General features: G+C 64.3%; 14 protein-coding genes. 10 read left to right on the top strand and 4 right to left on the bottom strand.

Going from position 1 to position 13307, the window contains the following annotated elements:
- Positions 1–13 precede the first annotated feature (13 nt).
- Positions 14–1069 carry a zinc-dependent alcohol dehydrogenase family protein gene (locus tag ACIP90_RS05755; RefSeq protein ID WP_400577648.1) on the top strand — a complete coding sequence of 352 codons (1056 nt, stop codon included), beginning with the start codon at positions 14–16 and terminating at the stop codon, positions 1067–1069.
- Between the two features lie 4 nt (positions 1070–1073).
- On the opposite strand, the gene ACIP90_RS05750 is transcribed toward ACIP90_RS05755, so the two are convergent.
- A complete protein-coding gene (locus ACIP90_RS05750) occupies positions 1074–2000 on the bottom strand; it encodes an AraC family transcriptional regulator (protein ID WP_400577646.1) in 927 nt (308 codons plus the stop codon).
- A gap of 279 nt (positions 2001–2279) precedes the next feature.
- Between ACIP90_RS05750 and ACIP90_RS05745 the strand changes: the two genes are divergently transcribed.
- The 6 genes from ACIP90_RS05745 to ACIP90_RS05720 all read left to right on the top strand — a co-directional run bounded on the left by ACIP90_RS05745 (position 2280) and on the right by ACIP90_RS05720 (position 7914).
- The gene (locus tag ACIP90_RS05745) at positions 2280–3629 is read left to right on the top strand and encodes an ABC transporter substrate-binding protein (RefSeq protein ID WP_400577644.1); all 1350 of its coding nucleotides are present in this window, start codon (positions 2280–2282) and stop codon (positions 3627–3629) included.
- A 62-nt stretch (positions 3630–3691) separates the two neighbouring features.
- The gene (locus ACIP90_RS05740) at positions 3692–4663 is read left to right on the top strand and encodes a carbohydrate ABC transporter permease (protein ID WP_400577643.1); all 972 of its coding nucleotides are present in this window, start codon (positions 3692–3694) and stop codon (positions 4661–4663) included.
- The gene (locus tag ACIP90_RS05735) at positions 4660–5604 is read left to right on the top strand and encodes a carbohydrate ABC transporter permease (RefSeq protein WP_400577642.1); all 945 of its coding nucleotides are present in this window, start codon (positions 4660–4662) and stop codon (positions 5602–5604) included. The genes ACIP90_RS05740 and ACIP90_RS05735 overlap by 4 nt, the downstream gene beginning before the upstream one ends.
- Before the next feature lie 39 nt (positions 5605–5643).
- Positions 5644–6702, top strand: a complete 1059-nt coding sequence (locus ACIP90_RS05730) for an NAD(P)-dependent alcohol dehydrogenase (RefSeq protein WP_400577641.1) — start codon at positions 5644–5646, stop codon at positions 6700–6702.
- A gap of 301 nt (positions 6703–7003) precedes the next feature.
- Positions 7004–7207, top strand: a complete 204-nt coding sequence (locus ACIP90_RS05725) for a cold-shock protein (protein WP_013599688.1) — start codon at positions 7004–7006, stop codon at positions 7205–7207.
- Positions 7208–7323: 116 nt separating this feature from the next.
- Positions 7324–7914 (top strand): DinB family protein, encoded by a 591-nt coding sequence (locus ACIP90_RS05720; RefSeq protein ID WP_400577640.1) that lies wholly within the window; start codon positions 7324–7326, stop codon positions 7912–7914.
- Here ACIP90_RS05720 and ACIP90_RS05715 read toward each other — a convergent pair.
- On the bottom strand, positions 7911–9083 hold the full coding sequence (locus ACIP90_RS05715; RefSeq protein ID WP_400577715.1) for an acyl-CoA dehydrogenase family protein: 1173 nt from the start codon (positions 9081–9083) through the stop codon (positions 7911–7913). The two genes, ACIP90_RS05720 and ACIP90_RS05715, sit on opposite strands and share 4 nt — an antisense overlap.
- A gap of 162 nt (positions 9084–9245) precedes the next feature.
- Between ACIP90_RS05715 and ACIP90_RS05710 the strand changes: the two genes are divergently transcribed.
- Positions 9246–10994, top strand: coding sequence for an AMP-binding protein (locus ACIP90_RS05710; RefSeq protein WP_400577638.1), 1749 nt, complete (start codon positions 9246–9248; stop codon positions 10992–10994).
- A gap of 2 nt (positions 10995–10996) precedes the next feature.
- Positions 10997–11506: a MarR family winged helix-turn-helix transcriptional regulator gene (locus ACIP90_RS05705; RefSeq protein ID WP_400577714.1), complete on the top strand. Its 510-nt coding sequence runs from the start codon at positions 10997–10999 to the stop codon at positions 11504–11506.
- Between the two features lie 33 nt (positions 11507–11539).
- On the opposite strand, the gene ACIP90_RS05700 is transcribed toward ACIP90_RS05705, so the two are convergent.
- On the bottom strand, positions 11540–12241 hold the full coding sequence (locus ACIP90_RS05700; RefSeq protein WP_400577637.1) for a PAS and ANTAR domain-containing protein: 702 nt from the start codon (positions 12239–12241) through the stop codon (positions 11540–11542).
- 2 nt (positions 12242–12243) lie between these two features.
- Complete coding sequence (locus ACIP90_RS05695) at positions 12244–12537, bottom strand: YegP family protein (protein ID WP_400577636.1); 294 nt, start codon at positions 12535–12537, stop codon at positions 12244–12246.
- A 317-nt stretch (positions 12538–12854) separates the two neighbouring features.
- Here ACIP90_RS05695 and ACIP90_RS05690 point away from each other — a divergent pair, with 317 nt between their 5' ends.
- Positions 12855–13190 carry an ArsR/SmtB family transcription factor gene (locus tag ACIP90_RS05690; RefSeq protein WP_400577635.1) on the top strand — a complete coding sequence of 112 codons (336 nt, stop codon included), beginning with the start codon at positions 12855–12857 and terminating at the stop codon, positions 13188–13190.
- Positions 13191–13307 lie beyond the last annotated feature (117 nt).

The raw sequence follows: 13307 nt of genomic DNA, 5'->3' as shown, positions 1-13307 counted from the left end.
GACAGGAGCAGCCATGCGCGCCACCATCATCCACGGCCCCGGAGACATCAGGGTGGAGGACCGGGACTACCCGGCCGTCCACCTGCCCACGGATGCGGTGGTCAAGGTGACCGCGGCGTGCGTGTGCGGCTCTGACCTGTGGCCGTACCGGGGCGTGAAGCCGATCCGCAGGCCCTCCGCCATTGGACATGAGTTCATAGGCGTCATCGAGAGCGTTGGCGCTGACGTGGGTGCGCTCAGGGAAGGCGATTTCGTCATCGCGCCGTTCGTGGTGAGCTGCGGCGCGTGTCCGCAGTGCCGCAACGGCGTGACAGTTGCCTGCGACCGGCTCGCGGGCTGGGGCGGCAAGGACGATGCGGGCCACAGGATCGACGGCGGCCAGGGCCAGGCCGTGCGTGTGCCGCTGGCTGAGTCCACGCTCGTCAAAGTTCCCGGCGTCGGGGAACCGGACGAGGCGCTGCGCAAGAACCTCCTCACCCTGTCCGATGTGATGGCCACCGGCCACCACGCCGCGCTCAGCGCCCGGGTCGCGCCCGGCCGGACCATTGTGGTGGTGGGCGACGGCGCTGTGGGACTCTGCGGGGTGCTGGCAGCGAAGCGGCTGGGAGCCGGGCGGATCATTGCCATGTCCCGCCACGCCGACCGGCAAGCAGTCGCCCGGGAGTTCGGCGCCACGGACATCGTGGACGAACGCGGGGACGAGGGCGTGGCGAAAGTCCGTGAACTGCTCGGCGGCGTGCTTGCCGATTCGGTGCTGGAGTGCGTGGGGACGAAGGAGTCCATGGAACAGGCCCTGCACTCCGTACGCCCGGGCGGCGCTTTGGGATTCGTGGGCGTTCCGACCGGCGGCGCGGAAATCCCGCTGCGCTACCTGTTCGACAAGAACATCACCGTGTCGGGCGGCATGGCTCCGGCCCGGACCTACATCCCGGAACTGCTGGCGGACGTGCTCGCGGGCAGGATCAATCCCGGCCGGGTGTTCGACGTTGAGATGTCGCTCGAGGAGGCCCCTGAGGCGTACAAGGCCATGGATGAGCGGCGAGCGATCAAAGTACTGCTGAGGCCCTGAGCCGCTACGCAGGAACCGCCCGCGCCCTGTACTCGCGCGGCGTGGCTCCGGTTTCGTTCAGGAATCGCCGGTTGAAGTTGGACAGATTCGAGAAGCCCACCTCATAGCAAATAGTGGAAATCGCCATGTCGCTGCGTTCCAGGAGCCGCCGGGCATGCGCCAGCCGCAGCTTGCGGACCAGGTCACTGAAATTTTGTCCGGTGGACCGCTTGAAATATTTCGAGAAGGTGGGTTCGGACATGCCCACCAGGGCTGCGGCCTCGGACATCTTTACGCTGCCCGCATGGTTGTTGAAGACGTATTCGAGGACGATGTCCACCACGGCCGCGGCCTGGCCGTCCAGTTGCGGCCGGAACCATTCTTCGGCGAGGTAGCGGCGCTCGTCCTGGGGCGCCCGCGCAAGAATCGCGAAGAGCTCCAGGAGGTGGTGAAGCCGCTCCAATCCCGTGGATGCGCCCATGGCCTCGATCGCTGCGGCCGCGGCCCGAGCTGAAGGCCCCAGGAACTCGATCCCTCGTGCGGACTGTTCCAGCAGTGGCTGGATCTCGACCATTTCCGGAACGACGGAGGCTGCCTTTTGGATCCACTTCCCGTCGAACTGGATCACGGCATCGCGCCGCTCCAGGACTTCTCCGGGCTCCAGGTCACTGACCCAGTCGTGCGGCAGCCCGGAACCGATGAGGGAGACATGTCCGGCCTCGAACGTGCCGATGTGGTCTCCGACGATGAACTTTCCGTTGCCTTTCCGGATCAGGTGGATCTCGTACTCGGGATGGTAGTTCCAGCGTGCCAACGGGCTGGGATAGTCGTGCTCGTGCCACCGGACCGAACTGTTCGGGTCGTCCGGAATAACTTCGCGGTTGGCGCGCATGCCCAGGAGCCTTTCGGCGAGCCTGGCAGATGCGCCGTTGCTCGGATCCGTCGCGCTCATTCTGGTTCTCCAGGCATTTGATGGGTGTGTGAAAAATGTGGTGGCTCCGTGGGTGCCTTCCCCAACAGTAGCGCTCCTCTCCTGAGAGCAACATGGCAAATTTGTATCAGAAGTTGGCAACCACGGCGCTAGTTGCGCCCCATGCCTCAGGCCTAATGTTGAGGAACACTAGCGGGGCCCGTCGGATTCACGACCTTAGCCTCTCCCTCAGTCCGGTACTTCGATGAAGCAGTCGAAGTACGGCGGCTGTGCACCCCCTGAAGAACAAAGGAGTCCTCAATGCGCCCAAAAATGCGCGCTGCCTCACTGGCCGCCGGCGCCCTGTGCATCGCACTTTCTGTCTCAGCCTGCTCCGGAGCCGGCGGCGGCACGGCCGCCGGTGACCAGAACAGCATCAATGTCCTGATGGTGAATAACCCGCAGATGGAAGACCTGCAGAGGCTGACCGCGGACAACTTCACCAAAGACACCGGCATCAAGGTCAATTACACGGTCCTGCCGGAAAACGACGTCCGGGCCAAGATCAGCCAGGAATTCTCCAGCCAGGCCGGCCAGTACGACGTGGCGTCCCTGTCCAACTACGAAATCCCCTTCTACTCGGAGAACAAGTGGCTGGCCCCCTTGGACAATGTGGCCAAGGACGCCGAGTTCAACCAGGCAGATATCCTGCCCGCCTACACCGCGTCGTTGACCGGCAAGGACGGCAAGCTCTACGGCGAACCGTTCTATGGGGAGTCCTCCTTTCTGATGTACCGCAAGGACATCTTCGAGGCCAAGGGCCTGACCATGCCGGAGAAGCCCACCTGGGACCAGGTCGCTGACCTTGCCGCGAAGGCTGACGGCGCCGCGCCGGGCATGAAGGGCATCTGCCTGCGCGGCCAGCCCGGCTGGGGCCAGGTCTTTGCCCCGCTGACCACCGTGGTGAACACCTTCGGCGGGACCTGGTTCGACAAGGACTGGAACGCCCAGGTCAACGCCCCCGAGTTCAAAGAAGCCACTGAGTTTTACGTGGACCTGGTCCGCAAGCACGGCGAGGCAGGTGCAGCCCAGGCCGGCTTCACCGAATGCCTGAACAACATGAGCCAGAGCAAGGTGGCCATGTGGTACGACGCCACGTCCGCAGCAGGCGCTTTGGAAGCCGACGCTTCCCCGGTGAAGGGCAAGATCGGCTACGCCCAGGCGCCGGTGAAGAAGACGGATTCGTCCGGATGGCTGTGGACCTGGTCCTGGGGCGTGCAGGCTGCCTCCAAGAAGCAGGACGCTGCCGGCAAGTTCATCGCCTGGGCCAGCTCCAAGAAGTACGAAGAGCTCGTGGCTTCGAAGCTCGGCTGGGCCAAGGTCCCCTCCGGCAAACGCATTTCTACCTACGAGAACGCCGAGTTCCAGAAGGCCGCCCCGTTCTTCAAGGCAGAACGCTCCGCCATTGAAAACGCCGACCCGAAGAACCCCGGTGTGCAGGAACGTCCAGTCGTCGGCATCCAGTTCGTCGGCATCCCCGAGTTCGCCGACCTTGGCACCACGGTCTCCCAGGGTGTCAGCTCAGCGATCGCCGGCCAGGGCACAGTGGCCGATGCGCTGGCGAAGGGCCAGGACGCCACACAAAAAATCGGCGACAAGTACAAGAAGTAACAACCCACCAACCGCTGCTGTGGCCCCCCTGAGGGCGGGCCACAGCAGCGCAGGAGAACATCATGACTACCGCACCAGCGCGCGCCGTCCGCACCCCCGGGCACAGCGCCTCCAAACCTTCCAAAGATGCCAGGGCGCGTGAACGAGCCTTGGCCTGGGCACGGCGTGCGCCGCTGCTGCCGGCCCTGATCTTCCTCATCATCGTCACCCAGCTTCCGTTCGTGGTGACCCTGATCATCTCGTTCCTGAACTGGAACAGCCTCCGCCCCGACCAGACCGGTTTCGCCGGCTTCGACAACTACATTCAGGTCCTCACCAACGCCGACCTGCGCCAGGCCATCTTCACCACCATCCTCCTGACCGTGTCCGTGGTCCTGGCCAGCCTGGTCATCGGGCTCGGACTGGCCCTGCTGCTGGACAAGAAGTTCATCGGACGCGGACTGGCCCGGACCCTGCTCATCGCGCCGTTCCTCGTGGTGCCCGTGGCCGCCGCCCTTATCTGGAAGCACGCCCTGCTGAACCCCACCTACGGGCTGATCAACGGAACCCTGACCTGGATCTGGTCGCTGTTCGGCAGCGACACCCCGCCCCAGCCGGACCTGCTCTCCCAGGCGCCGTTGATGGCCGTGATCGTGTCCCTGGTCTGGCAGTGGACGCCGTTCATGATGCTCATCCTGCTCGCGGGGCTGCAGTCCCGCCCCATGGACACCGTCGAAGCAGCCCAGATGGACGGCGCCACCTCCTGGGCCATCTTCCGGCACCTGACCCTGCCGCACCTGCGGCAGTACCTGGAACTCGGCGGCCTGCTTGGAGCAATCTACATCGTGCAGAACTTCGACGCCGTCTTCACCCTCACCTCCGGCGGCCTGGGCACGGCCAACCTGCCCTACGCCATCTACCAGACTTTCTACTTCGCCAACGAATACGGCCTGGCCTCCGCCGCCGGCGTAGTGGTGGTCATCGGCACCATCATCGTGGCGACCTTCGCCCTCCGCACCGTTTTCTCGCTCTTCAAGAAGGAGGCAGCACGATGAGCACCCTCACCCCTGCCGCGGCCCGCAAGTCGGGCCATGCCCGTTCGACATCGCCCACCGCCCCGAACACCGGAACCCGCCGCCGCTTCGGAAAGTTCGGGGGCAAGTCGCGCATGGACCCCACCCGCAACAACACCGCCGCGGGCGTCGCGGCCTGGCTGCTGGCCCTGCTCTTCGCCGCCCCGGTCCTGTGGATGATCCTGACCTCCTTCCACTCCGAAACGGACGCGGCCACCAACCCGCCCTCCCTTGCCGCGAACCTGACCCTGGACGCCTACCAGGAGTTCTTCGGCGCCAGCTCCGGGGTGAGCCCGTGGCCGCCGCTGATCAACTCCGCGACCGCCTCGATCCTCTCCACCGTCCTGGTGCTGGTCCTTGCCATCCCGGCCGCCTACGCCCTGTCCATCAGGCCCGTGAAGAAGTGGACAGACGTCATGTTCTTCTTCCTCTCCACCAAGATGATGCCGGTGGTGGCCGCGGTCCTGCCGCTGTTCCTGTTCGCCAAGACCGTTGGCGCGTTGGACAACATCTGGTTCCTGATCCTGATGTACACCTCCATGAACCTGCCCATCGCGGTCTGGATGATGCGCTCCTTCCTCGCCGAAGTCCCGGTCGAAATGCTGGAGGCCTCACAGATCGATGGGGCCGGCCTGCTGCTGACACTCCGCAAGATCATCGCCCCCGTCGCCATGCCCGGCATCGCCGCGACCGCCCTGATCTGCTTCATCTTCAGCTGGAACGAACTCCTCCTCGCCCGCGTCCTCACCGGCGTCATGGCCGGAACCGCCCCCGTCTTCCTCACCGGCTTCGTCTCCAGCCAAGGCCTGTTCCTGGCCAAGGTCTGCGCCGCCGCCGTCATCATCTCCCTTCCAGTGCTCTTCGCCGGCTTCGCCGCCCAGGACAAGCTCGTCCAGGGCCTCTCCCTCGGCGCCGTGAAGTAGCCGGCCACCTCAACTCCGACTTCCAGAGGATTACTTCAAATGACAACACCCACCGCACAATCCCCCACACTTGGGGCGCAAGTACCTGCCACCATGCGCGCCTCCATCCTGAAACGCCAGGGCGACATGGTTCTCGAAACCCTGTCCGTCCCGCAACTCGAGCCCGACCAGGTCCTGGTGCAGGTCGCCGCCGTCGGCGTGTGCGGCAGCGACGTCCACTACTACGAGCACGGCCGCATCGGCGACTACGTGGTGGACCACCCGCTGATCCTGGGCCACGAACTCTCCGGCCGGATCGCCGCCGTCGGCAGCGCCGTCGACCCTGCCCGCATCGGCAAGCGGGTCGCCGTCGAACCCCAACGGCCGTGCCGCATATGCAAGCAGTGCAAGGCCGGACGCTACAACCTCTGCCCCGAGATCGAGTTCTACGCCACCCCGCCAATTGACGGCGCCTTCGCCGAATACGTGACCATCCAGAGCGACTTCGCCTACGACATCCCGGACAGCGTCAGCGACGAGGCAGCCGCGCTCATCGAACCGCTCTCCGTCGGGCTCTGGGCCTGCGAGCGCGCCGCAATCAGGCCCGGAAGCCGGGTGCTCATCGCTGGCGCCGGCCCCATCGGGATCATCGCCGCCCAGGCGGCACGTGCCTTCGGCGCGACCGAAATCTACATCACGGACATCGCCGAGGACCGTCTTACCTTCGCTCTGGAAAACGGCGCGACCCACGCGCTCAACGCCAGAACCGACAGTGTGGAAGGGCTGGACGTCGACGCCTTCATCGACGCCTCCGGCGCCGCACAGGCCGTCCGCTCCGGCATCAGGGCCGTCGGACCGGCCGGGCGGGTCATCCTGGTGGGGCTCGGGGCTGACGACGTCGAACTCCCCGTTTCGTTCATCCAGAACCGTGAGATCTGGCTGTCCGGAGTGTTCAGGTACACCAACACCTGGCCTCTGGCGATCCAGCTGATCGCCGAGGGAAAAGTGGACCTGGACATCCTGGTCACCGGCAAGTTCACCCTGGCCCAATCAGAGGACGCCCTGAAAGCCGGCAAGCAACCAGGGCAGCTCAAGGCCGTCGTTTACCCCGGCCGGTAAGCCGGCAAACGGCACCACCGGAACTCAACAGGGGCAAACCCTCCGCGGCTGGCGGACTTGGAGTTAGCCGCCGCCCGTAAGAGCTGATTTAGGACATCCCACAGAAAAACAATCGCCGAACACTCTGTTAATGGAGGCCGTTAATGCCGTCATCAGGCGGTGCAGAAGGGACAGATGATGACTCCAGCTATTGCACGGCCCGCGTGCTGCCCATAGGTTTGAGATAGCGGAAAACATTCTCCGCATCTGCCTGCCGTTGGAGCAGGACCAGAAATAAGGGTTACAAAGGAAGTAGCAGCACATGGCAACAGGCACAGTTAAATGGTTCAACGCCGAAAAGGGCTTCGGATTCATCGCTCCGGATGACGGATCGGCAGATGTTTTCGCGCACTATTCGGCAATTGCCAGCAGCGGCTACCGCTCCCTGGATGAAAACCAGAAAGTCGAATTCGACGTGACCCAGGGCCCCAAGGGCCCGCAGGCTGAGAACATTCGCCCGCTGTAGGTTTGAAGAAACTGCCCGGGACGTGCTGGCAAGCACTTCCCGGGCAGTTTCTGTCTCCTGGCGTCTTTCTGTCCTGGCGCCTTTGGTTCTGGCCGCCCTAAGCCGAGAGTGCACCCATGGATGACAAAGCGATCCTGCACCGCTATCTCCGCACCCGCCGCGGCCAGCTTCTCGCGAAGCTCGACGGTCTGGGCGAGTACGAAGCCCGCCGGCCGATGACGTCCACGGGGACCAACCTGCTGGGGCTCGTCAAGCATGTCGCCAGCGTAGAGCTCGGCTACTTCGGCGAGGTGTTTGGCCGTCCCAGCGGACGCCACCTCCCCTGGTTCGACGACGCCGCGGAACCAGACGCGGACATGTGGGCCACCGCCGGGGAGACACGTGATGAGACCGTGGAGCTGCACCGCTTCTCGGCCACGCACAGCGATGCCACCATTGGGTCACTACCGCTGGATGCACCGGGCGTCGTGCCGTGGTGGCCGGAAGAGCGCAGGCACGTTACATTGCAGCAGATCCTCGTGCACATGTGCGCGGAAACTGCCCAGCATCTGGGGCACGCGGATATCCTCCGCGAACTGATCGACGGAGCGGTGGGGCAGGGCCCCAGTGATCCCAACCTTCCCGTGCGGAGTGCCGCTGAGCAGAGCGCCCACGTCGACCGGATAGAGGCTGCCGCACGTGAGGCCGCTGCGCGCACCGGCACCTAGACGAAGGCCGATTTCCCTGTAACGGCCCGGGCAACAATGAGGGAGTTGATCTCGTAGCTTCCCTCATATGTATAGAGGATTTCGGCATCCCCGAAGAGCTTGCCCATCTCGAAGTCGCTGCTGATGCCGTTGCCGCCTAGCAGCGACCGCCCCATGGCCACGGAGGAACGGGCGAGCCGCGTGGTGGTCGCCTTGGCCATGGCCGCCTGGGCCATATCCAGCCTGCCCTGCTCCTGGATCCGGGCGACCTGCACCATCAGGGCCAGCGACGCGGAGGCGTTGCCCAGGATCTCGGCCAGTTGCTGCTGGATGAGCTGGAATCGGGCCAGTTCCTTGCCGAACTGCCGGCGCTGAAGGGAGTAGGAGCGCGCGACGTCGAACGCGGCCAGCTGGATCCCCGCACCCTGCCATCCCACCCATGCGCGCGAATCCCGCAGGAGCCGGTTGGCCTTGGAGAAGTCCGTTGCCCCGGGAAGCAGGTTCGCTTCGGGGATCCGGACGTTGTCCAACACGATGTCCGCGTTCTGCATGATCCGCAGGCCGATCTTGTTGTTGATTTTGGTGGCGGCGTAGCCGGGCCGGTCCGTTTCAACAATGAAGCCCTTGATCTGCTGGTCGGCCTCATCCCGGGCCCACACCAGGGCAAAGTCCGCAATGGTTCCGGCGCCAATCCATCGCTTGGCGCCGTTGATCACCCACTCGCCATCCTCCAGCCGGGCCGAGGTTGCAAGTCCCCCCGCGATGTCCGAGCCGTGGTCCGGCTCCGTTAGGGCGAAAGCTCCCAGCTGCGTGAACGCCGTCAGTCCAGGCAGCCAGCGGCGCTTCTGTTCCTCGGACCCAAGCTCGTGGATCATGCCCACAATCAACTCGTTGTGGATGCCCACCAGGGCCGAAAGCGATACGTCGGCCCTGGCCACCTCAACGTACATGAGGCCCTTGAAGAGCGTTGATGTGCCGTCGGTCTGGAGCCCGCCGAGCCCGCGCTTACCCATCTCCGCCAACAGCCCGAACGGGAACTCCTCGCGGTTCCAGTAATCGATGGACTGCGCCCTGACCCTGGCCTGCAGGAACTCCCGGACGTCCAGATAGCGCTTCCGTTCGTCCGGAGGAAGCAGGTCTGCGATGTACATGAGATCTGCATCGGGGAAGGGCGGCGCCTGCCCGCGCATTTCGTCACCGGCCGCCGCAGGCACGGCTGTGGATTGTCCGTTGTCACGTCCCTGTGGCTGCACGGGCGCGGTCCCTTCGCTCTTTCAAACCCTTGGATGTCCTAGTATATTGCAGAGTGATATGGATCACTAGGACGTGCATCCCCAGGCGAAAGGTGCCCCATGACAGTCACCGATGACTTCCGTGCAGCACGCGACCAACTGCTGGCCCTGCGCAACAACTACGCTGAGGCCCGGAACAGCTTCCAGTGGCCACGCTTCGAGGAATTCAACTTCGCGCTGGATTGGTTCGATGCCTTGGCGGCGGACCCCGCAGCGGGAGCCAGACCCGCCCTGGTGATCGTGGAACAGGACGGCACGGCGACCCGCCGCAGCTTCGCCGAACTGTCGGTCCGTTCGAACCAGGTGGCGAACTGGTTCCGGGGCCAGGGAGTGCAGCGCGGGGACCGCATGATCGTCATGCTCGGAAACCAGGTGGAACTCTGGGAGATCATGCTGGCAGGCATCAAGTTGGGCGTCGTCCTCATCCCCACCACCACGCTGATGGGCCCTGCGGACCTGAAGGACCGCGTCGAGCGCGGCGAGGCGGCCTGGGCCGCCGTCGGAAGTTCCAACATCGGCAAATTTGCCGATGTTCCGGGGAACTACAGGCTCATTGAAGTCAGCACACCCGGAACCGGCCAGCCGGACATCCTGCAGTACTCGGACTCCGCCGCCCACCCGGGCGAATTTGCTCCAGACGCCGCTACTAAGGCCGATGAAACCCTGCTCCTGTACTTCACCTCCGGCACCACCTCGAAGGCCAAGATCGTGGAGCACACGCACACGTCCTACCCCGTCGGCCACCTCTCCACGATGTACTGGATCGGCCTCGAGCCCGGCGATGTCCATCTGAACGTTGCCTCCCCCGGCTGGGCGAAGCATGCGTGGTCCAACGTATTCACGCCGTGGATCGCCGAGGCCTGCGTGTTCATTTACAACTACGACCGCTTTGACGCCCGCGCCCTTATGGAGCAGATGGACCGCGAGAAGGTGACCAGCTTCTGCGCGCCACCCACGGTGTGGCGGATGCTCATCCAGGCAGACCTCACGCTCCTGAAGAATCCGCCCACGAAAGTCGTTTCGGCCGGTGAACCGCTCAACGCCGAGGTGATCGGGCAGGTCCACAGGGCCTGGGGCCAGACCATCCGCGATGGTTTCGGCCAGACCGAGACCACGGTCCAGGTGGCCAACACGCCCGGCCAACCCGTCAAGATCGGGGCGATGGGCCAGCCATTGCCCGGTTACGATGTGGTCCTGGTTGATCCCGCAACCGGGGAAGAAGCGAACGACGGCGAACTGTGCCTGCGCCTCGACCCCCGCCCCGTCGGGCTGATGAAGGCGTACTACGGCGATCCCGAAAAGACGGCTGAGGCCTTCCGGGCCGGCTACTACCACACGGGGGACATGGCCAGCAGGGACGGGAACGGCGTCATCACTTACGTTGGCCGCGGTGACGACGTCTTCAAATCCTCCGACTACCGGCTATCCCCGTTCGAACTGGAGAGCGTGCTGATCGAGCACCCTGCTGTGGCCGAAGCTGCCGTCGTCCCGTCACCTGACCCCGTCAAACTGTCCGTGCCCAAGGCCTTCGTGGTTCTTGCGCCAGGCCACGACCCCGGGCCTGAACTGGCCGAGGAGATCCTCCGCTATTGCCGGGACCGCCTCGCACCCTTCAAACGCATCCGCCTGATCGAATTCACCGAGTTGCCCAAAACCATTTCCGGCAAGATCCGCCGCGTCGAACTGCGCCGCAGTGAAGAGGCCAGACACGGCGGCGCGTCCGTTTCCGGCACACCGGCTCATCAGAGCACGGGCACGGGCACGGAGTATTCCGAAGCTGACTTTCCGGGCCTGAAAAGCGGAAAATGACCATGGGAACGCCGCTTCCCCGCGACCCCATCGCCGATGCCCAGCGGAACTGGGAACGCCATGGCTGGGGTGACGTCGCCGCGCCAATGGCCGCGATCACAGCCATCATGCGCACGCAGCAGATACTCCTGGCCCGCATCGAGGGCGCCCTGAAGCCCTTCGGCCTCACCTTTGCCCGCTATGAGCTCCTGGCACTGTTGAGCTTCGCACGCAGCGGCGCGCTTCCGATGAACAAAGCCAGCGCCCTGCTCCAGGTCCACCCGACCTCGGTGACCAACGCCGTCGACCGCCTTGAAAAAGCCGGACTCGTGGTGCGCTCACCGCACCCCACCGATGGCCGCACCACGCTGATCGAGCTCACCACCGAGGGCAGCACCATCGCAAAACGTGCGACGGCGGTGCTCAACACGGAAGTTTTCAGCCAGTCCGGATTCACAGCGGGCGACACGGACCAGCTGATACGGATACTTGCAGACTTCCGCCGCAAATCAGGGGACTTCGCCGAAGAATGACGCACGGCCGGCGGTGGCCTCAGCCGCCGGTCATCACCCTGGCGCCGTGTCGCTTTCCACACGCCGCCCGGAGGGATGCCGCAGTTCCTCAATGAAGGCGTCGAGCAGGGCAATCTGCTGCGGGTTGTTTGCCAGCTGGACGAGGTCGGCCGCCGTGCTGCACACCTTGATGTTGGTGTGCTGGCTGTGGATAGAGAGAAGGTCGAATGCCGCCTCGGAGTTGATGCGCAGGATCCCCATCAGAATCCCCTTGGCCTGTTCGATGGTGGCGCGCGTTCCGACGGCACCCTCCACCGCCTCGCGGGCCGCCCGCTCCGTCTCCCAGTGAAGCGTGCTGGTCAGGTCAATGATGAAGCCGTCCGCGCGCTGCAGTACGCCAGACTCAACTACGGCCTCCCCGGCCGTGATGACGCGGTGCTCCCGGAGCCTGGAGTCGATGAGGCGGTGGTAGCTGCAAAAGTAGCCGCCCGAGACACATGCCGCCTCGAAGACCTCACGGCAGCGGTCGCGGTCCTCGGGATGCTTGTGCGAGTAAAGAAGTTCGATAGTGGGTACGATCTCCCCGCGGGCGTAGCCGTGCAGGGCATAGATGTCATCCGACCATCGCAGCTCCCGGGACACAGCATCGTAATGAAACGTACCGGCAGCGCAGTTAGCTTCGCCCAGTGCGCTGGAGTAGGTGTTTACAGTCTTCGGCTGATTCGTCGCGCCTTCTGCCGCACCCTGCCCGTCCATGCTCAGGCGACCGGGAAGTAACTATCGGTGGCGGACACCAGCGGCCTTATCTGCTCACCGGCCCTGCACTCCCGCCGCACGTCAGTGCGCGATGGAACAGTGCGCCGCAGTCGCGTCACTGAAATATCCCTTACGTGACCCATGCCCGCGTACTCGCGGACTGCGGCAATTCCCTCTACCGCTTCCTCCTTATTGGAGAAAGCCCGGGACACGGCCATCACGGTGCCGTCCGGGGCTGTGAGCTGGAATCTGAACCTAGCGTCATCGTCTAGGAAAAGTTCGAACATACCGGCCATAAAGATCCCCCTTGTTCAACAGAAATACAAGGCTTCCGATGACATCGTCGGCACCGGAAGCAGTCCACGTGTTCCTGAATCACGCCGCGGATTACGCAGGGCGCGATTTGATGAATTTATGAAAGTCTGAACCAGGCAGGCCTGTTTGGCAAGGCCTGGCCAGCTTGCTGACCGGGGTTCACCTCCCGGTTCCGGCCCGCTATGTTGTAGCTGGAGATTCGAAGGTCTAAGACAGACCGTTCTGTCTCTATAATTGACTGCAGGCGCGGCAGTTCAGCAGCGCCGGCATCGGATGGGGACTGCAGCGGAGGAAATCCATGGTGGATGACATGGCAGGCGGCGTGGTCCTGAGCGACACAAAGGCAGACCTCTTCAAATCGATGGGACATCCGGCACGGATCCTCATCCTCGAAATGCTGGTTGACGGACCGGTGGCTGTGAGCCGGCTGCGCGATGACACGGGCCTTGAGGCCTCAAACCTTTCCCAGCACCTGGGCATCCTCCGACGGCAACGGCTGATCGTCCCCTCCCGGAAGGACGGCCGTCTCTTCTATGAACTCTCCTGCTCCGACGTGAGCCGGGTCCTGCAGGCCGCCGGCGGCCTGCTGGGGTCTGTGCGGATGCCCGCCGGCGGCCTGCAAACCGCGGGCTGATGCGCCAACAGGCCACCGCTCCGGCTTCTTTCGCTGATCGCCGCCGGAACTTCACCTCCCGTTAATAGCCGTGCTTTAGCGTTGCTCTTCTAATACCCGAGCGAGGGGAACGCGGGC

Source organism: Arthrobacter sp. NPDC093139 (assembly GCF_044754165.1).
Lineage (GTDB): Bacteria > Actinomycetota > Actinomycetes > Actinomycetales > Micrococcaceae > Arthrobacter.
This window is presented reverse-complemented; position numbering and strand designations above follow the sequence as displayed.